This window comes from Vreelandella olivaria (genome assembly GCF_023507745.1).
Taxonomy (GTDB): Bacteria; Pseudomonadota; Gammaproteobacteria; order Pseudomonadales; family Halomonadaceae; genus Vreelandella; species Vreelandella olivaria_A.
The window spans coordinates 69024-93994 of the sequence record NZ_JALPZO010000123.1 but is presented as its reverse complement, the minus strand read 5'-3'; the positions used below and the strand labels follow the sequence as shown (position 1 = coordinate 93994).

The 24971-nt window shown below is 53.9% G+C and carries 23 protein-coding genes; 13 read left to right on the top strand and 10 right to left on the bottom strand.

What is annotated here, in order from left to right:
• Nucleotides 1-522 precede the first annotated feature (522 nt).
• Nucleotides 523-2040: an NCS1 family nucleobase:cation symporter-1 gene (locus HP566_RS13515; protein WP_249977792.1), complete on the top strand. Its 1518-nt coding sequence runs from the start codon at nucleotides 523-525 to the stop codon at nucleotides 2038-2040.
• 74 nt (nucleotides 2041-2114) lie between these two features.
• Here HP566_RS13515 and HP566_RS13510 read toward each other — a convergent pair whose 3' ends face one another.
• Entirely contained in the window at nucleotides 2115-3017 is a 903-nt protein-coding gene (locus HP566_RS13510; protein WP_249977791.1) for a LysR family transcriptional regulator, read from the bottom strand.
• A gap of 191 nt (nucleotides 3018-3208) precedes the next feature.
• On the opposite strand from HP566_RS13510, the gene HP566_RS13505 reads away from it, so the two are divergent.
• Nucleotides 3209-6298 carry a bifunctional diguanylate cyclase/phosphodiesterase gene (locus tag HP566_RS13505; protein WP_249977790.1) on the top strand — a complete coding sequence of 1030 codons (3090 nt, stop codon included), beginning with the start codon at nucleotides 3209-3211 and terminating at the stop codon, nucleotides 6296-6298.
• Here HP566_RS13505 and HP566_RS13500 read toward each other — a convergent pair.
• Genes HP566_RS13500 through HP566_RS13480 form a run of 5 tightly spaced genes read right to left on the bottom strand, consistent with a single transcriptional unit; the run spans nucleotide 6281 to nucleotide 11003 of the window.
• Nucleotides 6281-7297, bottom strand: coding sequence for a CobW family GTP-binding protein (locus tag HP566_RS13500; RefSeq protein WP_249977789.1), 1017 nt, complete (start codon nucleotides 7295-7297; stop codon nucleotides 6281-6283). The two genes, HP566_RS13505 and HP566_RS13500, sit on opposite strands and share 18 nt — an antisense overlap.
• 4 nt (nucleotides 7298-7301) lie before the next feature.
• On the bottom strand, nucleotides 7302-8294 hold the full coding sequence (gene moaA / locus HP566_RS13495) for a GTP 3',8-cyclase MoaA (protein WP_249977788.1): 993 nt from the start codon (nucleotides 8292-8294) through the stop codon (nucleotides 7302-7304).
• Nucleotides 8291-9544, bottom strand: coding sequence for a gephyrin-like molybdotransferase Glp (glp, locus tag HP566_RS13490; RefSeq protein ID WP_249977787.1), 1254 nt, complete (start codon nucleotides 9542-9544; stop codon nucleotides 8291-8293). The genes moaA and glp (HP566_RS13490) overlap by 4 nt, the downstream gene beginning before the upstream one ends.
• On the bottom strand, nucleotides 9541-10149 hold the full coding sequence (gene mobA / locus HP566_RS13485) for a molybdenum cofactor guanylyltransferase MobA (RefSeq protein WP_249977786.1): 609 nt from the start codon (nucleotides 10147-10149) through the stop codon (nucleotides 9541-9543). The genes glp (HP566_RS13490) and mobA overlap by 4 nt, the downstream gene beginning before the upstream one ends.
• The gene (locus HP566_RS13480; protein WP_249977785.1) at nucleotides 10146-11003 is read right to left on the bottom strand and encodes a formate dehydrogenase accessory sulfurtransferase FdhD; all 858 of its coding nucleotides are present in this window, start codon (nucleotides 11001-11003) and stop codon (nucleotides 10146-10148) included. Before HP566_RS13480 ends, mobA begins: the two co-directional genes overlap by 4 nt.
• Before the next feature lie 121 nt (nucleotides 11004-11124).
• On the opposite strand from HP566_RS13480, the gene HP566_RS13475 reads away from it, so the two are divergent.
• The 10 genes from HP566_RS13475 to moaB all read left to right on the top strand — a co-directional run bounded on the left by HP566_RS13475 (nucleotide 11125) and on the right by moaB (nucleotide 20548).
• Nucleotides 11125-11565: a DUF3305 domain-containing protein gene (locus tag HP566_RS13475; protein ID WP_249977784.1), complete on the top strand. Its 441-nt coding sequence runs from the start codon at nucleotides 11125-11127 to the stop codon at nucleotides 11563-11565.
• Nucleotides 11562-12176 carry a DUF3306 domain-containing protein gene (locus HP566_RS13470; protein ID WP_249977783.1) on the top strand — a complete coding sequence of 205 codons (615 nt, stop codon included), beginning with the start codon at nucleotides 11562-11564 and terminating at the stop codon, nucleotides 12174-12176. Before HP566_RS13475 ends, HP566_RS13470 begins: the two co-directional genes overlap by 4 nt.
• A 177-nt stretch (nucleotides 12177-12353) precedes the next feature.
• The gene (locus HP566_RS13465; RefSeq protein WP_249977782.1) at nucleotides 12354-14078 is read left to right on the top strand and encodes a 4Fe-4S binding protein; all 1725 of its coding nucleotides are present in this window, start codon (nucleotides 12354-12356) and stop codon (nucleotides 14076-14078) included.
• 3 nt (nucleotides 14079-14081) lie between these two features.
• Nucleotides 14082-14684 (top strand): TorD/DmsD family molecular chaperone, encoded by a 603-nt coding sequence (locus tag HP566_RS13460; RefSeq protein ID WP_249977781.1) that lies wholly within the window; start codon nucleotides 14082-14084, stop codon nucleotides 14682-14684.
• A 23-nt stretch (nucleotides 14685-14707) separates the two neighbouring features.
• Nucleotides 14708-14911 carry a ubiquinol-cytochrome c reductase iron-sulfur subunit N-terminal domain-containing protein gene (locus tag HP566_RS13455; RefSeq protein WP_249977780.1) on the top strand — a complete coding sequence of 68 codons (204 nt, stop codon included), beginning with the start codon at nucleotides 14708-14710 and terminating at the stop codon, nucleotides 14909-14911.
• Nucleotides 14912-14938: 27 nt separating this feature from the next.
• Nucleotides 14939-17791, top strand: coding sequence for a molybdopterin-dependent oxidoreductase (locus tag HP566_RS13450; RefSeq protein WP_249977779.1), 2853 nt, complete (start codon nucleotides 14939-14941; stop codon nucleotides 17789-17791).
• Between the two features lie 62 nt (nucleotides 17792-17853).
• Nucleotides 17854-18468, top strand: coding sequence for a formate dehydrogenase FDH3 subunit beta (gene fdh3B, locus HP566_RS13445; protein WP_249977778.1), 615 nt, complete (start codon nucleotides 17854-17856; stop codon nucleotides 18466-18468).
• An 11-nt stretch (nucleotides 18469-18479) separates the two neighbouring features.
• Nucleotides 18480-19583 (top strand): formate dehydrogenase subunit gamma, encoded by a 1104-nt coding sequence (locus HP566_RS13440; RefSeq protein WP_249977777.1) that lies wholly within the window; start codon nucleotides 18480-18482, stop codon nucleotides 19581-19583.
• 115 nt (nucleotides 19584-19698) lie between these two features.
• Nucleotides 19699-20025: a DUF1244 domain-containing protein gene (locus HP566_RS13435; RefSeq protein ID WP_249977776.1), complete on the top strand. Its 327-nt coding sequence runs from the start codon at nucleotides 19699-19701 to the stop codon at nucleotides 20023-20025.
• Nucleotides 20026-20029: 4 nt separating this feature from the next.
• Nucleotides 20030-20548: a molybdenum cofactor biosynthesis protein B gene (moaB, locus tag HP566_RS13430; protein WP_249977775.1), complete on the top strand. Its 519-nt coding sequence runs from the start codon at nucleotides 20030-20032 to the stop codon at nucleotides 20546-20548.
• A gap of 139 nt (nucleotides 20549-20687) precedes the next feature.
• On the opposite strand, the gene HP566_RS13425 is transcribed toward moaB, so the two are convergent.
• A complete protein-coding gene (locus tag HP566_RS13425; protein ID WP_284041462.1) occupies nucleotides 20688-20855 on the bottom strand; it encodes a HigA family addiction module antitoxin in 168 nt (55 codons plus the stop codon).
• Between the two features lie 261 nt (nucleotides 20856-21116).
• Between HP566_RS13425 and glp (HP566_RS13420) the strand changes: the two genes are divergently transcribed.
• A complete protein-coding gene (gene glp / locus HP566_RS13420) occupies nucleotides 21117-22322 on the top strand; it encodes a gephyrin-like molybdotransferase Glp (RefSeq protein ID WP_249977774.1) in 1206 nt (401 codons plus the stop codon).
• On the opposite strand, the gene HP566_RS13415 is transcribed toward glp (HP566_RS13420), so the two are convergent.
• Genes HP566_RS13415 through HP566_RS13405 form a run of 3 tightly spaced genes read right to left on the bottom strand, consistent with a single transcriptional unit; the run spans nucleotide 22305 to nucleotide 24930 of the window.
• Entirely contained in the window at nucleotides 22305-22718 is a 414-nt protein-coding gene (locus HP566_RS13415) for a hypothetical protein (protein WP_249977773.1), read from the bottom strand. The two genes, glp (HP566_RS13420) and HP566_RS13415, sit on opposite strands and share 18 nt — an antisense overlap.
• Before the next feature lie 3 nt (nucleotides 22719-22721).
• Nucleotides 22722-23261, bottom strand: coding sequence for a chemotaxis protein CheW (locus tag HP566_RS13410; RefSeq protein WP_249977772.1), 540 nt, complete (start codon nucleotides 23259-23261; stop codon nucleotides 22722-22724).
• On the bottom strand, nucleotides 23233-24930 hold the full coding sequence (locus tag HP566_RS13405; RefSeq protein ID WP_249977771.1) for a diguanylate cyclase: 1698 nt from the start codon (nucleotides 24928-24930) through the stop codon (nucleotides 23233-23235). The genes HP566_RS13410 and HP566_RS13405 overlap by 29 nt, the downstream gene beginning before the upstream one ends.
• Between the last annotated feature and the right edge of the window lie 41 nt (nucleotides 24931-24971).

Here is a 24971-nt window from a genome sequence, read left to right as displayed (position 1 = left end):
TGATTCGCACCATTGCGTTGCAAAACAGCGCATGGATCGAGTGATTTATTTTTATCTTATAAAAGCTGCCTAGTTTGACAGCTTTTTGAACATAGTCTGTTATGACGCGTTGTTTCAAGGGAATTTTAAAAAAATTAACGTTATGCTTTAAGCAATTGATTTTATAGATTTTTATTTTTTTCTAATGAGTTTTTTACCATATTGGTGAGCGTTCGCACAATCATGGTGAATTTTTTTATTTCATAAAAAACAGATTGTTATTTTTATTAATGGAGAATATTTTACGTTTTTAAGCATCTTTTTGGTGCGTATTTTGTTTAAGCGACTACGCTATTTAATGGCTTTTAGTAAGTCTCTGGTGAATAACAATAAACAGGCTAACAGTTTGAGTATATCTGTCGTATAAGTCAGCTTTTTGATCAATGAGTTAGTGGAAGTGTCTTTGGTTTAGGCATGCTTATTGCTCGAAAGAGGGCTGATACCGTGAATGCGATGGGCAACAGCTCTGCTGAGGAGAACAAAATGACAGACGCAACATCTCAGATGGTGGATAGAGAGGGATTAATTGAGCTTGATGTAGGCCATGATGTGCGCGACAGTCCCCGCTTTAACGAGGATATCGCACCCACCCAGGTCAGCGAACGTACCTGGAGCAAATGGAACATTGCAGCGCTGTGGGTGGGCATGTCGATTTGTATTCCGACCTATACGCTTGGGGGCGTGCTGACCGCCTACTTCGGCTTAAGCGTAGGTGAAGCATTATTTGCCATTCTGCTGGCGAATATCATTGTACTGATTCCGCTCACCCTCAACGCTTTTCCTGGTACCAAGTTTGGTATCCCCTTTCCGGTGGTGTTGCGCTCTTCGTTTGGTATTTTAGGGTCGAACGTACCTTGTCTGGTGCGCGCATTGGTGGGCTGCGGCTGGTTTGGTATCCAAACCATGTTCGGTGGTTTGGCTATTCACTTGCTGCTTGCAACGATTTTCCCCCCCTGGCAGGCGCTGGGTGGCATGGGGGAAGTGATTGGGTTTTTTCTCTTTGGAGCGATGAATTTATATGTAGTCATTCGTGGCGCCGAATCGATCAAGTGGATGGAAACACTGGCCGCGCCGCTACTGTTAGCGGTGGCAGTGGGGCTGATGTTCTGGGCGTGGCCGCATATGTCGATGACCGAACTGCTGGCGCAGCCGCCGTCGCGGCCTGAGGGCGCGCCAGTATATGGCTACTTCTTTGCGGGGTTGACCGCTATGGTGGGGTTCTGGGCCACGCTGTCGTTGAATATTCCTGACTTCAGCCGTTTTGCTAAAAGCCAGAAAGACCAGATTGTTGGTCAGGTATTAGGCCTTCCCATGACCATGTTTTTCTTTGCGGCACTTGGCGTTGTGTTAACGGCGGCATCCGAATCCCTGGTGGGGCAAACGGTAGCAGACCCTGTCACGCTAATCGGTATGATCAACAACCCTTTCTGGGTTGCTGTTGCCATGATTCTGATCGTGATTGCTACGCTTTCCACGAACACCGCCGCCAATATCGTCTCACCCACGAATGACTTCCAAAACGTAGCGCCCAAATGGATCAACCAGACCCGTGGGGTACTCTTGACGGGCCTCATCGGGGTGCTGCTGATGGGCTACGATTTAATGCAAACGGCGGGCATCATCCCAGCCGGTGTGTCGCTTGAGCAGATGTACTCCAACTGGCTGTTGGGGTACTCCAGCTTGCTGGGGCCAATCGCCGGGATTATGGCGGTGGACTACTTTCTGGTTAAAAAGCAGCGCCTGGATGTGCCGAGTCTCTACATGGATAACCGTGCTTACCCTGCGGTCAATGCGGCTGGCTTTATCGCCTTTGGTGTGCCGGTAGCGCTAACGCTGCTGTCACTGCTGACCGGTACGATGAACTGGTTTTATAATTATGGCTGGTTTACCGGATCAGCACTTGGAGCCATTATCTACTATGTGGCGAGCGTGGCATTGGCATCTTCTTCCCAGGTCGGGCCAGCTCCGGCTATGGCCAGCGAGGCAACAGAATCACGCTGAACGGTTCTCTTCTGATATACCAGGCCCGGCCTTTGCCGGGCTTGTTGCATTTTAAGATATAGGCAGAAAGCGCGTCAGTTATCCTTGATCAATTGCAAAAATGCATCGACGACACGATTAGGCCGGCGGTCATGGCGGGTGATCAGTACAAACGGAATGCGGTAGTGCTGGGAGACTGTGTGTAAGGCGCGCATTTTACCGGCATTAACCCATTGCTGGGCTACATGTTCTGGCAGAAAGCCAATAAACCGTCCGGTGAGAATCAAAAAGGCGGCGCCTTCGCGATCTGAGGTGGAGGCGCGCAAGTTCAGTGTGTCATGGGCCTGGCGCGCCTCTCTGGGTAGTGGGTAGCGGGGCGAAATAGCGGGATAGCTGGCAATCTGGGCAACGTCCAGAGCTTCCTCGGGTTCATTGAACAGTGGATGTTCCGAACTGCAGTATAAGTAAGAGGGCTCATCGTATAACAGCCGCGTTTCCAGGCTGGACGGCAGGTTAACCGCAGGCACAACCCCGACATGCAAGTGGCCATCCATTACGCCGCGAATAACGGCATCCGACGGGTCCATATGAATATTGACAGTGACGGCGTGGTTCGGCGCGGTTAACTCGGCCAACGCATGAGTGACATGCATAGCTGGCAGTGTAACCAGGTTATCGGTAATACCGATATTCAGCTCGCCTTTTACCGTATGATGGAGCGCATTGACGTCGCTTCTGAAGGTCTCCAGTGCGGTTAACAGTGTCAGGCCTGCCTGATAAATCTCTTTGCCCTCTTCGGTCAGGCTAAATCCACCGCGCCCCCGTTGACAGAGTGAAAAACCCAGCCTGCCTTCCAGGTCATTCATATGCTGGCTAATGGCAGAGCGGCTGATGCCCAGCGCGGTTTCTGCAGCGGTAAAACCTCCGCACTCCACCACGGTTTTAAAAATACGCACTAAGCGTATTTCGTAGTCGCTCATTTGGCCCAGCGATGCCATAGCAGCCCCTTGATACGCAAAATCACCCTTTTTTAAGCGAGTCGCTTACGCTAAAACCTGATATACATCAAAATAATACCGGGTCACTATCGGTTGATACCATTTATATGTGAGTGTGGTGTATTGTCCGCGATGCTTTTTGTCACTGTACCAGTTGTTTTTATGGGATACCTGAATAAGGCCTATGTTTGATGTCCGCTTCACATGGTAATGAACTAACAAATATCGACGAGGCATCACGCCATAACCACCACCCGCGGAGCGGGGCTGTTACCCTTTATATTGTGGCTCTTTTCGTCATGATGGTGCTGTTTGGCTGGTTGCTGAACGTTCAGTATCGCCAAGAGATGCAGGCCGCTGAGTCTCGTGCAGTCGCTCGCGCTAATGTGGTGGCGGAGTGGACGAAAGGAGTGTTAGGGCAGAGTGAGCAGGCACTGTTCAGTCTGGCTGAGCTGCTGGCGATACAGGGATGGCCGCAACAACGGGACAGTAGGGTTATGCAGCGTGCGCTGGAAAGCCTGACCCAATATGTGCCGCTGATTGACATGGTGATTGTACTGGATGCCGATGGGCGCGCTTGGAGTAGCAGCAAAAGCCGTCATATAGGAACAGATTTCAGTGATACTGACTTCTTTAGCAGTTTCAAACATGGTGAACAGCCAAGTAAAGTGACGCCGATGTCTCAGTCAGCCGAGGATCAGCGCTTCTATCTGTATCACGGGCACCGTTTAAATGATGCCAATGGCCAGTTTGCAGGCTTGACGGTGTCCCGCATCGTGCCGCAAATTTTCGCTGATGCGCTGTTGCAAATGAGTGTTGATGAAGGTGAGAGCATTGCGCTGGTGGACACTAATCTTAGAGTGATTGCCAGGAATCCCATACCTGATGAACACATTACAATAGGCAGTCAGGTTAATGATCCTGACACCCAGCGCTGGTTAGCCAGCGGAGAGGCCTTCCAAACCTTCACTATGGCGTCGCCCATTGATGGTCGTGATCGCCTTTTCTATATGCAGCGTGTGGGTGAAGAGTATCCGGTGTTGGCCGTCGTGGGTATTGATACCCATCTGTTATTGGCGGGGTGGCGGCAGAGGGCAATGATTCTGGGGCTTATTATGGGGGTCATTGCGTTACTCGGTGCCTGGGGGCTACGCCATTACTTAAACCGATTGGGATTGGCGGATCAGCTTCAAAAGCGTATTGAGGAGCGTGAGCAGGCCCGTGCCCAGGCACAAGAGCGTGAAGCCCGGATGGATGCGCTGGTCAATTCCATTCAAGATCAGATATTTGTATTTGATGAGCAGGGGCACTTTACCTATATCCATACGATTGACCGCCAAAAGCTGTTTGTGGATAGCCAGGACATATTGGGTAAGCACTTCTCCGAGGTTTTGCCGCAAAGCTTAACGCGTGCCCTGGCAGTGGTTTTTCAGCGTGTCCAGCAACTGCACAAATCAGAAACCTTTGATTATCCACTCACGATTGCAGAGCAGCCACGCTACTTTCAGTCCACTGTCAGCCCGCTTAGCGACGCCAGCGGCCATTTTAGCGGTGTACTTGCTGTGACCCGCGACATTACCGAAGAGAAAAGTATTCAGGCGGAGTTGAGAATTGCTGCTGTAGCGTTTCAAACGCACATGGGCATTCTGATTACCGATGCCAATGGTGCCATTTTAAAAGTAAACGATACCTTTGAACGCATTACTGGTTACAGCGAAGCTGAGGTCATCGGTAAAAACCCTCGTATGTTCAGTTCGGGTCAACATGGTGCGTCGTTTTATCGTTATTTATGGAAGCGTGTCATTGAGACAGGCAATTGGGAAGGGGAAATCTGGAATCAGCGTAAGGATGGCGAACTCTTCCCCGAGTGGTTAACGATCAGTTCTATCTATAACGATGAGGGTGTTTTAACCCATTACGTGGCTACGATCAGCGATATCAGCGAACGTAAAGCAGCGGAGCAGGAGATTCACCAGTTGGCGTTTTACGACCCTCTGACGGGCCTTGCCAACCGGCGGTTGTTTATGGACCGTATGGAGGCTGCGTTAAAGGAGATGAATCGCCATCAGCGCTGTGGTGTGCTGATGCTGATTGATATTGATAGCTTTAAGCAGATTAATGACACCCTGGGCCACTGCTCAGGCGATCAATTGTTACAAGCCATTGCGCGCAGGTTGAGGCAGATGCTGCGCGACACCGATACGCTGGCCCGTTTGGGGGGCGACGAATTTGCAGTATTAATTGAGGGGGTTGATAGCAATCTTGGACAAACGAACCGTCTGGCGGAAGGTATTGCCAGGAAGCTACTGGCAACGTTAAGTGAGCCATTTGTACTTGCGGATGAGACCGTCATCATCACTGCACGAATTGGGGTGGCCATTATGCGTAGCTGTCAGCATAGCGTGGATGACTACCTGCAACAGGTGGATATGGCGCTATCCCAAGCGAAAAGTGATGGCCGCAAGAGCCTGCGCTTTTTTGACCCTTATATGCAGGCAGAACTACTGGCTCGTGTGAAGCTGGAGGCTGATTTGCGTCAGGCCGTGGTGAGTGAGCAGTGGCAGCTTTACTTTCAGCCTCAGGTAAACCATCTGGGACAACTGACGGGAGTGGAAGCGCTGTTACGCTGGTATCACCCCAGGCGGGGGCTGGTAGCACCCGGAGAGTTTATTCCACTGCTGGAAACCACCGGGCTGATCAATGAGGTTGGTGAGTGGGTGTTAAGAGAGGCATGCCGATTATTATCTCGCTGGGCCACGGACTCCCGGCTTGGTGAATTGACGATGTCGGTGAATATTAGCCCGGTTCAGTTTCGCGACGCTGATTTTTTAACGCGCGTGGAGAGCATATTTGCGCAGGCCCATGCGCCGTTACATCGGCTGAAGCTGGAGGTAACTGAATCACTTTTTGTGGAAGCACAAGAGGATGTCCGCGATAAAATGCTAAGCCTCAAAGCCAAAGAGGTACGCTTCTCCCTGGATGATTTTGGTACGGGCTACTCGTCACTGGCCTACCTTGCTCAGCTACCGCTGGACCAGCTGAAAATCGATAAGTCGTTTGTGCAACAGGTATTAATCAGCAATGCCAATGCGGCCATTGTCGAAAGTACCATTGCCTTGGCGAAAAGCTTAAATCTGGATGTGATTGCCGAAGGTGTCGAAACGGGCGAGCAACAGGCATGGTTGCAGGCCCATGGTTGCTATGCGTATCAGGGCTATCTGTTTGGGCGACCCATGACGTTACATGACATGGAAACGATCGCTTTAGAGATGGGCTCCTGAAGACTTGATGCTGACAATGAGGTCTTTATATTCAGCGGGGTGACCTTCAGGGGTAATCACTTCCAGCCGGGAGTCCTGTCGCCAGGCGCTGTCTTCAACACTTAGTGCGCCATCCGCGCGATTGATCCGTTTCCAACCGCTGTTGGTGTTAAAAACACCTTTAATGCGCGCCTGCTTTGGAAGACCTGTCAGGCAGGCCGCTAAGCGATCAAGATTAAAGCATTCTGCTGGATGCCAACGTATCCCTGTACTGACATAGCCTAGTGCACTACCGGTTTCACACCGCGGCTTTCCAGGTGGGGGAGGCAGGTCAAAAAAGTTGCCTTCCAACCCTGGTGAGGCAATTAACTGCTGGTGTGACGAAGGAGTATTGGTGCTTTCAGCCGCAGCACTGCCGCTTTCCAGTAATAGAGACAGAGGTAGCTGCCCACTCTGGGTATGGCGAATCCATTTACGGGCTGGCCATAGGGCTTCAGTAAACTGCTGAGCATGGTCGAGCTGTTCCTGGGTAGCCTGATCTACCATGGTAATAGCCACGGCATCGGCGATAGTGAGCTGATCCTGAAAGGTTCCATGGGTGCGAACTCTGGGCTCATCCAGGCGGCGTGGGTCCAGGGTGGTGATAATATCGCGCACGTTCACAACATTTTGGAATGTGTCACCACGCAGTAGATCCAGCAGACCAGCAGGATGGCCAAGGCCCGAAGGCTCAATAATAAGCCTGTCAGGCTTACTGCGTGCCAGTAAATTGACCAGCGTTGCCTGTAATACAAAGGCCAGTTGGCAACATAAACAGCCGCCGGGCAAGCCTTTGACCACTACGTCTTCCTGGCTATCAAACATCGCCTGGTCAATACCGATCTGGCCAAACTCGTTGACCAGTATGGCCCACTTTTCACCCACAGGCTTTTGTTTGATCAGGCTGTGGATAAGTGTTGTTTTGCCGCTGCCTAAAAAACCGGTAATGATATGTACCGGTATGATGGATGGCGCTGTCAAACGCTTAGCCTCCTGTCATATTCATAAAGCGTACCACCTGAATATCACCATCGGTGGTGAAGTAATGACGCTCAGGTTTTAGCGGTAGCGCCTTGATAATAGCTGTTTTTAGCGCCTGCATATCCCCGGGGTGGCGGCGTAGTACAGCGCGCAGATCGACCGAATGCTCATTGCCCAGGCAGAGCAGCAGGCGGCCTTCGACCGTGACTCGCACGCGGTTACAGGTATCGCAAAAGTTATGGCTATGGGGCGAGATAAAACCTATCCGGCTATCACTATCGGCCATTTTAAAGTAGCGCGAAGGTCCCGGTGTGGTGTCAGTGGTAGGGGTCAGCGGGTAACGAGCCTCAATGAGCGCCCGTACATCGTCACTGGAGTAGAAGGTTTCGGCCCGGGAGTGGTCGGATACCTCTCCCAGCGGCATCTCTTCTATAAAGCTGATGTCCAGCCCCTCCTGGCGGGCAAAGTCTACCAGGTCGAGTACCTCATCCTCATTGCGGCCTTTTAATATCACGGCATTGAGCTTGATACGCTCAAAACCTGCCTCTTTGGCAGCATGAATGCCATCGATGACCTTCGCTAGGTCACCGGTGCGGGTGAGCTGCTTAAAGCGAACCGGGTCCAGTGAATCCAGGCTGATATTAAGCCTGCGCAGGCCACCATTAACAAGTTGCCTGGCATGCTGACGCAATCCTGCGCCATTGGTTGTCATCGTGAAATCATTAAGCCCCGGCAGGGTACCAATTTCATCCACTAACTGCTCAATGCCTTTACGCACCAGCGGCTCGCCGCCAGTGAGGCGGATTTTCTCAACACCCAACTCGGTGAATGCGCGTGCCACCATGGCTAGCTCTTCGAGCGTCAACACCTGGGCGCGAGGAAGAAACGTCATTTCCTCACTCATGCAATATACGCAGCGGAAATCGCAGCGATCCGTCACTGAGATGCGCACGTAGTTAACCCGGCGGCCAAAATCATCAATCAGTTGTTCGGTCATTGCCATTCCGTAAGTGGTTGAATACAGACCACCTCGCCTGGTTGAGCGCCTTCCTGGTCATCGCCTAACTCAATCAGACAGTTGGCAGCCACCATTGAGGTTAAAATCCCCGACCCCTGGGCACCGGTAGAGCGTACATGAAGTACCCCGTGTTCATCGCAGCGATACACGCCGCGCAAAAAGTCGGTACGCTTTAGACGGCTTTTAAGCGCTGTTTCCGCGATAGCCGTTAATCGTTGTGGTTGGGCCGGTGGAATCCCTTGCAGGCACTGTAGTAGCGGCACCACAAACTGTCTGAAGGTTACCATGACCGCCACGGGGTTGCCGGGCAGGCCCACAAAAGGCGTGCGTGATGAACCCAGCAGGCCGCAGGCCATTGGGCGGCCTGGGCGAAGCGCCACACGCCAGAACGCGAGTTGCCCCAACTGTTCAAGTGCCGCCCGGGTAAAGTCAGCATGTCCTACAGACACGCCACCCGTGGTAATCACCAGGTCACTACTGCTGGATGCCTCGGTAAGGGCCGCCTCGATGGCAGACTGGTGATCGGGCAGTATGCCTAAATCAAGGACGCCGGCTCCCTGTTCGCTAAGCAGGCCAAGCAGGGTAAACCGGTTGGTATCATAGATACCTGCGGTTGGCAGAGGTTCGCCAGGAGGGGTCACTTCGTTGCCGGTTGAAAATATCGCTACCCTCGGGCGCTTGCATACCGGCACCTCAGCATAGCCCAGTGATGCAATAAGCCCCAGGCAGGTGGCATCCAGGCGCGTCCCCTTTGCCAGGGCTATCGAGCCTGCCACGATGTCTTCGCCTGCCTGACGAACGTGCTGCCCGCGCTGCACACGCTCGGGAATAGCCACGGTCGCTGTGTCGGCTTGTTCAGACAGTTGCTCGCGCATAATGACGGTATCAGTGCCAGCGGGCAGCGGCGCGCCGGTGGTAATACGCACGCATTGTCCTGGGGGCACCTGGCCCTCAAACGCCTTACCTGCAAAGGCATCGCCAGCAATAGGCCAGTGCTGTTGGTTGGTTTCTCCTGCCTCCCATGCCAGGGCGACGCCATCCATCGCGGCATTGGTATTTTGCGGTACGTTAATGGGGGCGGCTATATCAGTCGCCAACCGTCGGCCATGGGCCTGGGTTAGCGGAACGCTCTCCATGCCGGTAGTGCGTTCAATCAATGTAGCCAAGGCAGCACTGGCTTCATTAACACTGAGCATTTGTTCGCCAAGCTCGAAACATGACAGAGTCATCGTGCCTCCTTGGCTGCTTTGGCAAGCGCATACTCCAGGCGAAGCTTCTCTTCTTCGGTATTGAGATTGGCAAAGGCCTCCGGGCAGTCGGACATATCTACCTTGCACCACGCATGGCGGGCGTACCAGCGGTCGATTTTGCGTTCCCCCATGGCCAGTGTGGCGGCAAGGTCAGCTGCTAAAGAGGTGCGCAAAAGCGCTACCACCGGGTGCAGGCGCTCACCATCAAAGGCGACCCCGATATCGTGATCTCCCATGCCCGCAGTCATGCGTGCTACCAGATCATTTGGCAGTGCGGGAGTATCACAGGGAGCCACCAGCAACCAGGGTGTGTTTGCGGCGCGAAGCCCGCTATATATCCCCATAAGCGGCCCTTTAAAACCACCCTCAGCATCCTCGATGATCCGGGCTGCAAACAACTCGTAGGCTTCCTGGTTGCGGTTGGCATTAATCAATAGCTCGGCAACCTGACCATCAAAGCGCTTGGCTACATGCGCCACCAGTGGCAACCCGGCAAAAGGCTCAAGGCCCTTATCACGCCCACCCATGCGGCGGCCTTCTCCGCCCGCAAGAATCATTCCGGTGAGTTCCTGGGGAGCGATCATACGCCAGCCTCCCTGGACGTGCGTACACTCGGCGGTTTAGAGGGAATGGCATCCAGCGTTAAGCGTCCAGCGGCGTTAATGGCCTGGAAGTTTTTTCCTTTGGCCCTGGCAATCAGCATGACACCAAACCGCTCTGCAAGCTCCACACCTTTTTGAGTAACACCAGAGCGTGAGACCAGCACACTAATGCCCATCTGTGCCACTTTCAGTACCATCTCGGAGGTCAGGCGGCCTGTGGTGTAAAAGATATTGGCGTGGGCGCTGTCAGCCTGTTTTAGCCACTGGCGCCCGGCCAGGGTATCGACCGCGTTATGTCTGCCTACGTCCTCAACAAAGTCCAGCACTTCCATTTGGTGACAAAGTGCACAACCATGCACTGCGCCCGCATTGCGGTAGGTTTCATTATAGGTATTAAGGTTTGTTAGCAATTGATAAAGTACGGATTGTGTCAATAGGGTGGCGGGGAGCGCCTTTAATGAGGTCTGTTCCAGCAGGTTGCCAAAGACAGTGCCTTGACCGCAGCCGGTGGTAACCGTGCGGGTAGCCAAACGGGTTTCTAAATCAGCGGGTAAGTGGCGTGTCACCACGGCAGCCGCTTCTACCTCCCAGTCGACATGAACGGCGGTCAAGTCCCCGACTGAGTGGAGCAGCCCCTGGTTACGCAAATAACCTACTACCAGTGCTTCCGGGTCATCACCCAGGGTCATGAGGGTGACAATTTCACGTTTGTTAAGATAAATCGTGAGGGCGCGTTCGGCTGCAATGGCCTGCTGACAAGTTGCGCCATAGGCATCCATCATGACTATAGTGGTGGTAGCCGGTAAGCGGGCTCGGCTTAACTGAAGAGTGGGCATCCGCTGTCCTCGCTGGTACCTGGTGAAACGCCTGACAACAAATAGCTGGGTTCAGCGCTTTAAGCTAACGATGATGGCGCCCCAGGGGCTTGCTTGTCTACCCATGTAAGGTCTAAACGCTATGACGGATAATTTACGCTTATTGAGCATTACCCTGGTTGCCGAGCCGAAGCAGGTGAAAGGGTTTACGCTTACGCAGTGGCGTATTGCTGATTTGGCACCAGGGGATAACGGTGATCATGTGTTGGGTCTGCAACTGTCCATGACAGAACGTGCCGCCTACCGTTTTAATTTGACCTCATCCTCACCCAGGCTGTTTGTGCGGGCAGGGTTCTCAGGGCAGACGCCAAAACCCGATGCGATCACTGCCAGTCAGGATGTGGCAGCCGGTTGGCTGGATGGTGAGCAGCAAGTATTGGAAGCGCCGATGCCGATGGCGATTCAGGTATGGCTTGAGCGTTATCTGGCGCGCCATGGTGAGGCACCACAGGAAGTGCGCAAGAAAAAGCGCAAAGGGGCTGGGCGAGCCAAAGACCTACCCACCAGGGAGCATCCACAGTGAACCGGTTACAGCAGTGGTCGCGTAAAAAACGTGGGGTGGAAAGTGAAGACGATGCGGAGCGTGGTGCATCTGATACCTCTACACAAGAGGTGGTGGCGCGTGGTGCTCATGCTAAAGAAGCCGATGAAGACGCTGAGCATGCCAGCCAACAGGTGGCTCAAGAAGATCAGGAACAGCCACCAGCGCCAGGTAGTTTAGATCATACATTGCCTGACCCGGACACGCTGCTTCCAGGCAGTGACTTTAGTGTGTTTATGGCCGCAGGTGTCAGTGCCTCCCTGCGTCGCCGTGCGCTCAAACGGCTATGGGCCACGGGCAACTATAATGTGCGGGATGGGTTGGATGACTACGATGCAGACTATCGCCAACAGTTAAAACCAATGGCAAACGAGCTGGCTGGTAAGCTGCGCCAATGGGCAAATAAGGTGGAAGAGGGGCTGGAGCGCCCCACCGCATCAGAAGAATCAGGTCATTGTTCCGGTGGTGGTACCGACCAGTCTGAGTGCAGTAATTCCCATGTACAGGAAGCAAGTCCCTTACAAGAAGAAGGGCTGGATAGCCAGAACGTTGCGACGAGTTGCAAAATAGACGAACGTATTAAAAGCAGCTAATGTTTTCTGAAACAGGAGGTTAATCGCTATTAAGCGGCAAGTGTTGACTTCTCTCGAACCAAAGAGTGGCAAAAACAGCGTTAGCACCATACGCTCAATGTACGGAAAGCGCTAAAATAGGCCGCTACATTACTAAAAAATATTCTAATAAAAACGACGTTCTGACCGTGAGAGTACATGAATCAATATATTGAGCTGGCGTCGTTAGACGACCAGCGTAATGCTGCCGCCCGTGAAGTGGTGCGGCAGCGCATCTCCTGGCCGGCCAATTTGACGCCGGCTAATGTCACCTACCATAGCCGTGGCCATGCGTTGCTGATTGGGAGTGCCCAGGCGACTTATGCTGCAGCCCGCGTACTACAGGGTCGTGGGCTGGCTTCGTTAACACTTCTTATAACGGACTCTACCGCGCCGCAGGAGGTGATACATGGTGGCAGCGAACCTCTGCTAGAGCACCGGCTGTCATCCGAGCAGTGTCAGCAGTTGCACATTTCAGGCTATTTGGGTGCCTTTCAGGCTGAGCTTCGTTCAGTCGAAGGTGAGGTGCTGAACATCGCACAAGCGCTGCTTGAACGCAGCGTATTTGATGTTGTGCTGGATATGACCGGGCCAGGGCGAGTGGGGATGACGCCTCCTTGGGAGCTTCCCCCGCCGGGCTATGTGTTGCTTGACTGGGCCACGGCACATAATACCAGCGATATTTTAGATAGTGTTATTGAGTTAATTGGCGAGTTTGATAAGCCACGTTATTTTCAGGTGAACAGTGATCTTTGTGCCCACTCCTCCAGCGGCAATGTGGGCTGCACACGCTGCCTGGATGTTTGTCCTGCCGATGCGATTGCCAGCGTTAAGGGCCGCATTGAGTCGCACATCGAGATTAATCCGTTTCTCTGCCAGGGCGTAGGCAGCTGTACCAGTGCCTGCCCAACGGGGGCGATAGAGTTTCGGCTACCGGAAACCCGCCGTCAGCAGGATACATTAGCCACTTGGCTTAAGGCTTACCGTGATGCCGGTGGGCAAGCACCGGTGATGCGCTTTATCACCCATGACACGCTTGATGCTGAGCGCCATGCGGGAGAAATAACGTCTGGGCACCTGCTTGATGCCCCCCTTGAAGAACTGGGGGCTGCTGGACATGACCAGTGGTTAACCGCCCTGGCCAACGGTGCCGCTGAGGTGCGTATCCAACTGCACAACAACATGCCCGCCAAGCTAAGGCTGTTTTTACAGGATCAGCTAGCCCAGGCCCACGGGCTGCTTGAAGCACTGGGCCATGACACTGCACGTATCCGGTTTGTGGAACCCGGTGACCGCTCTACCAGGGATATGTTGCCCGTGCTAATGCCCCTCACCGAGTCCACCTTAACCTTTACCGAACCCGACAAGCGCAGGCGATTAAATCGCGTAATAGCATGTTTAGCATCTCTTGGGGCGCCCAGTGGTCATCGGCACCCTATGCCTCATGGGGCTGCGTACGGGGCTGTTGAGGTGGATAGCGACGCATGCACGCTCTGCTATGCCTGTGTCAGCAATTGCCCAACGCCTGCCCTTAAAGCAGGTGGAGAAGCACCTTCTCTCAGTTTCCGTGAAGCGGACTGCATACAGTGCGGTCTGTGTGAGCAAGCCTGCCCTGAAGATGCCATTCGTTTGCTACCAGGATTTTTGGCCTCAAACGAACGTGAAAGGCGACAAACCTGCTATGAAGAAGCGCCGTTTGAGTGCATCCATTGTGGCAAACCGTTTGCGACCGCCAGCACCGTGGCAACGATTAAAGCTAAGTTAGCGGATCACCCCTACTTTGCTGGCGAGGCATTGGCGCGTCTGGAGATGTGTGAAGACTGCCGGGTGAAAGATGTATGGCAAACCATGGCACGTGACCCCGACGCACAACTGAAGGTATAGCCCATGAGCGACTCAATCCCCGCGCTTAGTGAAATCGAAGCACTCAGGGCTGACATTTATCAAGTATTGGCCAGCCTGCTGCGTCAAGCCCCTGATGCCGAGTTGCTGCAATGGTTGGCGACTCTTGAGGTTGAGCAGGATGGAAGCCGTTTGGCCGAGTGCTGGGCAGCACTCGCCACTGCTGCCCGTAACAGCTCTCCTGAGGCTCTGCAGCGTGACCACTTTCGCCACTTGGTAGGGGTTATACAGGGTGAGGTTGTGCCCTATGCCTCCTGGTACCTGAATGGTGAGTTGATGGAAGCCGCCCTGGTGTCATTGCGGCGAGACCTGCGTTTATTGGGGTTTGAGCGTTGTGCATCCACCCATGAGCCGGAAGACCACCTGGCTGCTGTCTGTGAAGTCATGGCGATGCTGGTGGCTTCGCAAAGCCTGGAGCAAATGTATTTTTTTCAACGGCATCTGACTCCATGGGCCAGTCAATGCTTTTCCGATCTCGCACAAGTAGACAGTGCTTTCTATATGGCGCTAGGGCAGTTGGGCGGCGCGTTTATGGAAAGCGAACAGACTGGTTTGAGTCATCAGCCGGTTCGTCTTATGGAGCAATAAAAGCTATGAAACAGGAGAACTCCATGCACACGTCACATAAACCGGATCGCCGTCGATTTCTCAAAACCGTTGGCTTGGGAACAGCTGCCGCTGGAGCGGCCGCTGCTGTAGGTCACGTTACGCTGGTTCAGGCCGATGATAAACCGCCTGTTGAGCATGAGAAACAAACAGTCAACTACCGTGAGACCGACCACGTTCGTGCTTATTACGCCTCTTTGCGTGACTGACGGCGCAATGATGCCAGGAGAATTGCCATGCGTTTAACTCGCAAAACCCATGCCCCTCAAACAACTGGTCTGGGGATTTCCCGCCGTCAGTTCTTCAAGCGCACCGGCGCAGCCACGGGAGGTGTCGCGGCGTTAGGTTTTATGGGGGCACCGATGATGCAGCGGGCAGAGTCGGCCAATAAAACCCCTGTACTTGATTCGCCGGTAGAAACCAAACGCACGATTTGCTCTCACTGTTCGGTAGGCTGTGGGGTATATGCCGAAGTACAGGAGGGTATTTGGACGCGTCAGGAACCGGCCTTCGATCACCCGATTAACCGTGGCGCGCACTGCGCTAAAGGCGCTTCGCTGCGTCAGCATGGGCACTCCACCCGGCGCCTGAAATACCCCATGAAACTTGTCTCAGGTGAATGGCAGCGTATGAGCTGGGACGATGCGGTAAATGAAATTGGCGATAAGTTGCTGGAACTGCGTGATAACCACGGCCCGGATAGTGTTTATTGGCTGGGTTCAGCCAAATTCAGTAACGAGCAGGCGTATTTAATGCGCAAGCTGGCCTCCATGTGGGGCACCAATAACACCGATCATCAGGCGCGAATCTGCCACTCCACAACGGTGGCGGGTGTCGCGAATACCTGGGGTTATGGGGCGATGACCAATTCGCTCAATGATATGCACAACTGTAAGTCGATACTGTTCATTGGCTCGAATCCCAGCGAAGCCCACCCGGTAGCGATGCAGCACATCTTAATTGCCAAAGAGCGCAATAGCTGTGATGTCATCGTGGTGGACCCCCGGTTTACCCGCACCGCTGCAAAAGCGAATAAGTATGTGCGGATTCGCCCTGGTTCGGATATCGCTTATATCTGGGGGCTGTTGTGGCACATCTTTGAGAATGGCTGGGAAGATAGTGAATATATCAGTCAGCGTGTTTACGGCATGGATGAGGTGCGTGCCGAGGTCGCGAATTTCACCCCGCGAGTGGTGGAGGATGTCACCGGTGTTCCCGAAGCAGAAATGTATGACGTCGCCAAGCGGCTGGCCGACAATCGGCCTGGGTGTGTGGTGTGGTGCATGGGGGGGACTCAGCATACCACCGGCAACAACAATACCCGGGCGTACTGCATTTTAGAGCTGGCACTGGGCAATATTGGTAAGTCTGGAGGTGGTGCCAACATTTTCCGTGGACACGATAACGTCCAGGGGGCCACTGATCTGGGGCTGGGCAGCGATTCTCTACCGGGCTATTACGGCTTGGCTGAAGGTGCCTGGCAGCACTGGGCAAAAGTGTGGGATGTCGATTACGAATGGTTAAAAGAGCGCTTTGACGATACCGAGTACGCCGATGGCAAACCCATGTACACCAATGGCATTACCGTATCCCGTTGGGTGGATGGCGTGCTTGAGGAGGATGAACATATCTCCCAGCGTACCGCGCTGAAAGCGATGTTCTATTGGGGGCATGCTGTTAACTCCCAAACCCGCGGTGTTGAAATGCAAAAGGCGATGCAGAAACTGGAGATGATGGTGATTGTTGACCCTTATCCCACGGTTGCTGCTGTTATGCATGATCGCACGGATGGTGTCTATCTACTGCCCGCGGCTACCCAGTTTGAAACGACGGGTAGCGTCACTTCAACAAACCGTTCCGTCCAGTGGCGGGATCAGGTGATTGAGCCGCTCTTCGAGTCTAAGCCTGATCACGAAATCATGTACCTGTTTGCCCGTAAACTGGGCTTCGGCAACGAGTTCGTTAAAAATTTCGCAATGAGTGGCAACCGCCCGGTTATCGAAGATGTGCTGCGTGAAATTAACCGCGGTATGTGGACGGTCGGTTACACAGGGCAAAGTCCTGAGCGGCTCAAAGAGCACCAGCAAAACTGGCACACCTTCAGCTTTGAAACCCTGCGTGCCCAGGGCGGCCCCGCCGATGGTGATTACTACGGCTTGCCCTGGCCATGCTGGGGAACGCCAGAGTTCGGTCACCCAGGCTCACCCAATCTGTACGACACCAGCATCCCGGTAATGGAAGGCGGTATGGGGTTCCGGGCGCGCTTTGGTATTGAGCGCAACGGGGTGAACCTACTGGCCGAGGGCTCGGCGCCAGTCGAGGGGGACATCGACGATGGTTACCCTGAGTTTACCGACCAGTTGTTGAAGGATCTGGGGTGGTGGGATGACCTTACGGATGCCGAAAAAATAGCGGCTGAGGGCCAGAATTGGAAAACCGATTTTTCTGGCGGTATCCAGCGTGTAGCGATTGAGCATGGGTGTGCCCCCTGTGGTAACGCCAAAGCGCGCGCCGTCGTGTGGACCTTCCCGGATGAAGTGCCAAAGCACCGTGAGCCGCTCTATACAACGCGCCGTGATCTGGTGGAGCGGTTCCCGACCTGGGATGACTTCGACTCCATCATGCGCCTACCTACCTTGTATAAAACCATCCAGGATCGTGACAATAGCGCCGACTATCCGATTATTCTCACCTCGGGGCGTCTGGTTGAGTACGAAGGCGGTGGTGAGGAAACCCGTTCCATGTCGTGGCTTGCTGAGCTTCAGCAAGAGATGTTCATCGAAGTGAACCCTGCGGATGCCAACGATATTGGTATTCGGGATGGCGATCAGGTGTGGGTAGAAGGGGCTGAAGGCGGGCGTGTGAAGGTCAAGGCGCTGGTGACCCCTCGCGTTGACCGCAAAGTCGCCTTCATGCCGTTCCACTTTGGCGGCATGTTCCAGGGCGAGAGTCTTCGTGAGCGTTATCCTGACGGTACTGACCCCTACATCATTGGTGAAGCAGCGAATACAGCCACTACCTATGGTTATGACCCGGTCACCTTAATGCAGGAAACCAAGTGCACTATTTGCCGCATTGAGCGCGCCTAAGTTCTGACCGACCTGACAGTATGCCAACACGGGCGAGGACTGTGTTGGCAAAGGAGAATAACATGGCTCAAATGAAGTTTATGTGTGATGCCGAGCGCTGTATCGAGTGCAACGGCTGTGTCACCGCCTGTAAAAACGCCAATGATGTGGAGTGGGGCATTCAGCGCCGTCGTGTGGTGACACTCAATGATGGTGAGGCGGACGAAATGTCGATCTCCGTCGCCTGTATGCACTGCGATGATGCACCTTGCATGGCGGTTTGCCCAACCGACTGCTTCTACAAAACAGACGATGGCATTGTGCTGCACGATAAAGACCTGTGCATCGGTTGTGGCTACTGCCTCTATGCCTGCCCGTTCGGCGCCCCACAATTCCCGAAACAGAATGCCTTTGGTGAGCGCGGCAAAATGGATAAATGCACGTTCTGTGCAGGCGGTCCAGCGGACAGCAAAGAGGAGGAGTACGCAAAGTACGGCTCCAACCGCATTGCCGAAGGGAAATTACCGCTGTGTGCTGAGATGTGTTCAACCAAAGCGCTGCTGGCGGGCAATGCTCAGGATGTTGCGGATATCTTCCGGCAGCGCGTTGTGCACCGTGGTCATAAAGATGGGGCGTGGTCGAATAATCCTCAGGCCAGCACAGACAACCTTGCCTATGATGCTGCCCGCAAAGGGTAAGGAGGCATGTCATGACAGTAATGACAGCACAGGCGTCCACGCGGGCACCCTCCATTAACACAGGATGGGTACGCTATTTATGGCGCATGGCCATGCTATTGGTACTGGTGGTGTTCAGCCTTGGGGTATCGCAGGTAGCCGTTGCCCAGGCTGACCCCGAGCGGGAAATGATCACCGCGGCCCCTGGCATCAGCGCAGATCAATGGCGTCAGGTTCGCAGCGGTGATACGTCATCTAATTATCGTGACTCTCGCCACGATAGTAACTACAGCCTGATTAATGCCAGTGGGGAAACATGGCGTATTCTGCGCAATCGCTGGGTATCTCCGTTTGGCTTGATTGCGGTCTTCGGTATGGCGAGCTTGATTGCACTGTTCTACTTGATCGTTGGTCGTAAAGAGCTGGAGGCACCGCGGACAGGGAAGAAAATATTGCGATGGCCGTTGCTGATGCGCTCGCTGCACTGGAGTATGGCAACGCTGTTTATCGTGCTCGCCCTGACAGGTATGAACCTGCTGTACGGAAAATTTATTTTCCGCCCCCTGTTTGGTGATGCCATATGGGGCGCAATGATTTCTGCTTCCAAGGTATCCCATAACTATCTTGGCCCACTGTTTGCCATATTACTGATTATCATGCTGGTTAGCGTGGTGAAAAAGAATATTCCCAGGAAACATGATCTTGAGTGGCTAAAGCAAGCGGGTGGACTGTTGAAGAAAGGGCAGCACCCGGATGCAGGGTTTTCAAATGCGGGTGAAAAAGTGTGGTTCTGGTTGCTGGCAACCGTGGGGCTTGCACTGGTTATAAGTGGCTTTGTACTCGATTTTCCGAACTGGGGGCAAAGTCGCGATACCATGCAGTGGGCCAACATTATTCATGCCGTTTGTGGTTTAGGGCTGACGGCGGTATCGCTGGGGCATATCTATATTGGCACCTTGGGGATGGAAGGCTCAATTGAAGGTATGACCACTGGCTATGTGGATGAAACCTGGGCAAAAGAGCACCATAGTCTGTGGTATGAAGAGGTCAAAGACCAGGCCATTACGGAAGAGGAGGTTGCCGCACGTAAAGCCGGTGATGGTCATTCTGAGCCTTCAGCTACCCGAACCAGCTAATTGATCTAAACAAGGTTTCTGGACACCGCCTTCGGGCGGTGTTTGTTGTTATGCTGCTTATAGTGATTCATGGTTGTAACCAACACGATTGATAACATGGTTTTGAGGAGTTGTTATGGCATCATTTGACGAGTTGGATCAAACAACGCGCACGGAGCTTGAGGCTGCCGCTTTTCGTCGCCTATTGGCACACCTGGACGACAACAAAGATGTTCAGAATATTGACCTGATGATTCTGGCCGACTTCTGTCGTAACTGTCTCTCGAAATGGTTGGTAACCGCTGCCGATGAGCAGGGGGCGTCGCTGGAGTATGAAGCAGCGCGTGAATACGTCTATGGCATGCCTTACAGTGAGTGGAAAGAACACTACCAGGGCAAAGCAACGCCAGAGCAACTCGCGGCGTTAGCAGCCCGGCAAGCACAAAAAAACAGCAAGGAGTGAGCTCATGACACCAATGGAACCACTCAACGTAGCGGTTCTCACAGTTTCTGATACACGCACGGAAGAGACAGACCGTTCGGGGCAGACGCTGGTACAGAGACTGACAAGTGCCGGGCACACTCTGGTGGAAAAGCGCATTGTTCCAGATGACGTGTACCAAATTCGGGCGATAGTCGCCCAGTGGATTGCTGACCCGTCAGTCCAGGTGGTGATGACAACAGGCGGTACCGGTTTTACCGGGCGCGACTCAACGCCAGAAGCCATTTCCGTGCTGCTGGATAAGCACATAGAAGGTTTCGGCGAGCGTTTCCGGCAACTCAGCGGAGAAGAAATAGGCAGCTCTACCATTCAAAGCCGCTGTTTGGGTGGGTTGGCCAATGCCACGGTGATCTTTTGTTTGCCAGGCTCTACGGGCGCCTGCCGTACCGGTTGGGACGGCATTCTGGCGGAACAGCTGGATAGCCGCCATAAGCCCTGCAACTTTGCCAATCTGGTGATTCCGGGGCGGGGGCAACATGGCTGAAAGGCGCTTGCTGACACTGTTTTAGTGTGGCTCAGTATCACTTGTTTGAGACGGCGGTCTCAAACAAGTGCATCAACTTTCCACCGAGTGTGCGTCTTTAGGCATGTACGTCAAGACGACCACCATGCATAACGCCTTGTTATGCAGCATGTAACGGTTTAATCCGATCAACCTCTTCCTTGACCGATTGAACTGCTGTCCAAAGATCAACAGATTGCTGCGCATTCAGCCAAAACTCTGGAGTGTTACCAAACAAACGGGCAAGCCGAAGTGCCATTTCAGGACTGACAGCACGGCGCTCACGCAACAGTTCATTACTGTGGATTCTCTACGCAATCTTTGCGCGTTCACTCGCACCCACCGGCGAACCCCGCTGGCAGGCTTGGCCTCTACAGGCTGTTTCTGACCGTTGATCGTGGCATTCTATTTATCCCGGTAATCTAACTCATGGGTTTCACTACTTCGGTTGTCGTGTTTTTAGGAATGACTATGCCACTACTTGATAATATCCAGTTCGTGATCACTTACTTAACCTCCTCAGCTCAGAAGCAGCATGGCGAGGTTGCCCATGGCTGAGCTCCAGCCCATCGAAACAGCGCTGGAGGCGCTGCTGGCCGACGTGATGCCGCTAAGTACCGAGCAGCTTCCGCTCCAGGATGCCGCTGGTCGAGTTCTGGCTGAGCGTGTGATGGCCACCCTTGATGTACCCCCTTTCGATAACAGTGCGATGGATGGTTATGCGTTGCGCGCCGCTGATGCGGGCAAGCAATTACCGATTAGCCAGCGTATTGCCGCAGGCAGCCCAGCAGTGCCTTTGGCTGAAGGCAGTTGTGCTCGCATTTTTACCGGCGGTGAACTACCTCCGGGAGCGGATTGCGTGGTGATGCAGGAAAGAGTGACCCTGGTAGGGTCTGACGTACTTATGCCGGAAGATATTCCGCCGGGCGACAATGTGCGGAGAAAAGGGCGCGATGTTGGTCAGGGGGATACGCTGCTCAACGCTGGAGAGCGCCTGGAAGCGGCGGCTCTTGGCCATCTGGCCGGGCAGGGCATTACCCAGGTAAGTGTTCGCCGCCGACCACGGGTCGCGCTGCTGACCACCGGGGATGAGATTATAGACCCTGGGATGCCGCTTAAGCCGGGGCAGCTGTATAACTCTAACCGGCCAATGCTAAAGCGGTTACTGGAAAACTTTGGGGCCGACGTGGTACGGCTGATCAGTGTGCCTGACAACTATGATCAAACGGTGGCACTGCTGGCCAAAGCGGCAGCAGATGCCGATGTTGTGGTAAGTACGGGCGGTGTCAGCGTGGGGGAAGAGGACCATGTAAAGACGGCTCTGGAATCCCTTGGTCAACTGGATATGTGGCGGCTCGCTATCCGGCCCGGCAAGCCGTTGGCGCTGGGCCGGTTGCCGTGTGCCCAGGGCGGTGAGGTGCGGTTTGTGGGGCTTCCGGGCAACCCTGTCTCAGGGTTTGTGGGTGCGTGGCTGTTTTTACGCCCATTGATGGGGCAATTACTCGACTGCCCTGAGCTGCGTGCTCTACCGATCATGACGGCGACGGCAACATTTGCCACTACCACAGGGCCTCGCCAGCACTATATGCGTGTAAAGCTGAGGTTCACTACGGAGGGTGTGGAGGCCAATGCGTTTGACGACCAGAATTCAGCCGTGCTTTCGTCGTGTATCAACGCCGATGCCTTGGCTGTGATTGATGCACATCAACAGATCGAGAAAGGCGATACCATCCGCTGTTTATGGCTGTGTGGCTAGCTCGGGAGTCAGCATGGAACCGTCAAACAGCAAAAGAAACGTTTTGTTATGCCGTGCCAAGCCACACAGGGCGGGGCTTGCGTGGCGGGCCGCCAGCAGTGGCGGTAGCGGAAATAGCACGGTAGTGGAAAGGCGTGACAGGACGACATTGCCGGTGACACCTAATTGCCAGAAACCATTGCTGTCCTGCAAGGTTAGCCAGTGAGTGGGCGCAGGCACTCCGCGCATACCCAGCAAAAGCGCATCTGCGCTGGCTGCGCGCGATGTGGTTGGCGAATCGGACATGCTTAGAATATGGTGCGCTTCAATGGCCGCGCGAACCGTGCCTGCATTGAAAAGTACCAGCGCCACATGAGGGGCTAACGAGGTGTTATCAACCAGAGCATTGATGGGCATGACTTAGCCCAGACCCTGCTGATAGGCGCTAAATAGGGCGTCTGCATCAAGCAGCGCGGTAGCGGTGCTCTCGTCCGGTTGCCAGAGTGCGCTGACATAAGGGCGTAGCTCACTGGGCAGAGTTTCCGGGGCGGGCTTGAGTGAGCTAAGGGGAACATCGCAAACATCATCCAAATGTTCAATGCGTACTCCGCTGCGAATACCTCCCGCAGACACCAGTAAAATCATGCCACGCTGGTCGCTGGTGGGTAGTCCCAGCAGCGGTTGCAAGGTGATCAGGGATTCAACCTTGCCACGCAGGTGGATAACGCCTTCAGTCGATGGAGGCAGCCCCGGTACAAAATAAACCGGCTGGTCGCCACTTAAAATTTCCTTAACCGCCTTGCCAGGCAGAGCGAATCGCTGCCCTGCCAAACGAAACAACACCAGCTGTTGGCAGGGCTCATCCACGTCAACGATAGTGTGGTCGACAGCGTTATGCTCCAGCGCCTCCTCAAGTACCACACGTTGGGGCTCATTGGTGTGATGTTTGGTGTCGGTCATACTCCGGCTCCGTGCTGATAGCGACCTTATTGCGACCCTGGTGTTTGGCAAGGTAAAGCGCTTGGTCAGCATTTAAGCGCAGTGCCTCAGTGGAGGGGGAGTCGGGAAAGCTGCTGATCCCCGCGCTAAAGGTGCAGTTAAAGCACTCGCCTCCAGCATGAAAATCAACCAGCTCAAAGTCGTTACGCAGCTCATCAATGAGTTCTGCCGCTCGCTCAGCGTTTATCCCCTTCAATAGTACAACGAACTCTTCCCCGCCGTAGCGACCGATAATATCGGATGCTCTCAGGCGGGTTTTAAGTAGTCTTGCCAAGGTGATAATCACCTGGTCCCCGGCCAGATGGCCATGGGTGTCATTGACTTCTTTGAAGTGATCAATATCAATCATCGCCATGGCGTGCTGGCTGTTATCACGGTGTGCCTGGGACAGGGTTTTGCCGATTAAATCGGTCGTGGTGCTATGGTTGAACAGCCCGGTCATACTGTCACGGGTCATCAATGAACGTAGTAAGCGCAAGCGTTCAGCCCGCAGTCTGACCGCAGATACAAGTTCTTCTGGAATCACCGGTTTGGTAATAAATGCTTCGACGCCTGCTGTCATGGCCGAGAGCTGCTTTTGGCTGTCAGTCTCGCTGGATAAATAGATAATTGGCAGGCCCACGTATTCTGGCTGCTGGCGAATAATGTTAGCCAGCTCCTCCCCAGAGCACACCGGCATGTAGACATCCACCAGGAGTAAGTCGGGGCTAAAGCGGTCAAGTGCACGCAGTGCATCTGCCGGATGATTCACCTGATGTACCACCATGCCAGCCTCTTCAAGCAGTAGTGCATGGTAGGTGGCAATATCAGGTTCGTCATCCACGATCAATACACGCAGCGGCTCATCATCAGGCGGTGCGGTGAGTTCATCCACAGCCAGTAACAGGTCCAGTGGTTTAACCGGTTTGGTAAAGTAGCCGTTACACCCAGCACGTACTGCACTCAGGCGGGAGTAAAAATCACCATGGGCAGACAGCACAATGGAAGATAACCGTTCGCCTGTCAGCTTGTTCAGACTGGTAAGGGTCTCGGTGCCTGCGGTATTTCCCTGGGGAAACTGTACATCCATAATGATGGCATCAGGACGACGGGTAAGCACGGCGTTAAAAAATGCATCAGTGTCTTCAAAATGGATGACTTCATGCCCGAAACAGCGCAAGTGATGCAGCAACTGGCTAACCTGGTCAGGCTCATCGTCGCACAGGTAAATGAGTCGTTGGCGTTTATTGCGAACCTGGGTGGAGTTGGATGAAAACTCCACGCTATTGAGCGTGGCCAGTGCTTTTCGCTGGCCTGGTTGGGACTGCAAGCGTTGCTGTTCTTCGCCGAGTTGCTGAAGTAGCCAGGGAATGGTGTGCTCAAGGTCATGAGGAGCGGTTGCTGCTGTGAGTGCTTCTTCTCCTTGGTCGGCCAGCATGGCGATTCGTTCAAAACCCAAGGAACGTCCCGTGCCTTTTAAACTATGGAAAAAGCGGTGTAATTCTGGTGCCAGACGTGCTTCCGCCGGGGCTGATGCACGGCTCTGTTGCCACAGGGTGGCGGCTTGCTGTAAGCGTGCCGGCAACTGGTCAATAAACCGTTGTCGAAGTTGGTTAAGCTTATCGTGCAACGTGGAAGCAGGGGGTGACATCAGGCGACCTGTGCAGGTTGGCAAGCGATACAATGGAAAGA

Bases quoted from the DNA above. Each gene is read 5' to 3' on its own strand.
- HP566_RS13515 (WP_249977792.1), top strand. From the start codon at position 523: ATGACAGACGCAACATCTCAGATGGTGGATAGAGAGGGATTAATTGAG.
- mobA (WP_249977786.1), bottom strand. From the start codon at position 10,149: ATGATCGCTCCCCAGGAACTCACCGGAATGATTCTTGCGGGCGGAGAA.
- HP566_RS13415 (WP_249977773.1), bottom strand. From the start codon at position 22,718: ATGCCCATCAATGCTCTGGTTGATAACACCTCGTTAGCCCCTCATGTG.
- HP566_RS13510 (WP_249977791.1), bottom strand. From the start codon at position 3,017: ATGGCATCGCTGGGCCAAATGAGCGACTACGAAATACGCTTAGTGCGT.
- HP566_RS13475 (WP_249977784.1), top strand. From the start codon at position 11,125: ATGACGGATAATTTACGCTTATTGAGCATTACCCTGGTTGCCGAGCCG.
- moaA (WP_249977788.1), bottom strand. From the start codon at position 8,294: ATGACCGAACAACTGATTGATGATTTTGGCCGCCGGGTTAACTACGTG.
- fdh3B (WP_249977778.1), top strand. From the start codon at position 17,854: ATGGCTCAAATGAAGTTTATGTGTGATGCCGAGCGCTGTATCGAGTGC.
- glp (WP_249977774.1), top strand. From the start codon at position 21,117: ATGGCTGAGCTCCAGCCCATCGAAACAGCGCTGGAGGCGCTGCTGGCC.
- HP566_RS13435 (WP_249977776.1), top strand. From the start codon at position 19,699: ATGGCATCATTTGACGAGTTGGATCAAACAACGCGCACGGAGCTTGAG.
- HP566_RS13450 (WP_249977779.1), top strand. From the start codon at position 14,939: ATGCGTTTAACTCGCAAAACCCATGCCCCTCAAACAACTGGTCTGGGG.
- HP566_RS13455 (WP_249977780.1), top strand. From the start codon at position 14,708: ATGCACACGTCACATAAACCGGATCGCCGTCGATTTCTCAAAACCGTT.
- HP566_RS13440 (WP_249977777.1), top strand. From the start codon at position 18,480: ATGACAGTAATGACAGCACAGGCGTCCACGCGGGCACCCTCCATTAAC.
- HP566_RS13460 (WP_249977781.1), top strand. From the start codon at position 14,082: ATGAGCGACTCAATCCCCGCGCTTAGTGAAATCGAAGCACTCAGGGCT.
- HP566_RS13505 (WP_249977790.1), top strand. From the start codon at position 3,209: ATGTCCGCTTCACATGGTAATGAACTAACAAATATCGACGAGGCATCA.
- HP566_RS13465 (WP_249977782.1), top strand. From the start codon at position 12,354: ATGAATCAATATATTGAGCTGGCGTCGTTAGACGACCAGCGTAATGCT.
- HP566_RS13480 (WP_249977785.1), bottom strand. From the start codon at position 11,003: ATGCCCACTCTTCAGTTAAGCCGAGCCCGCTTACCGGCTACCACCACT.
- glp (WP_249977787.1), bottom strand. From the start codon at position 9,544: ATGACTCTGTCATGTTTCGAGCTTGGCGAACAAATGCTCAGTGTTAAT.
- HP566_RS13410 (WP_249977772.1), bottom strand. From the start codon at position 23,261: ATGACCGACACCAAACATCACACCAATGAGCCCCAACGTGTGGTACTT.
- HP566_RS13405 (WP_249977771.1), bottom strand. From the start codon at position 24,930: ATGTCACCCCCTGCTTCCACGTTGCACGATAAGCTTAACCAACTTCGA.
- moaB (WP_249977775.1), top strand. From the start codon at position 20,030: ATGACACCAATGGAACCACTCAACGTAGCGGTTCTCACAGTTTCTGAT.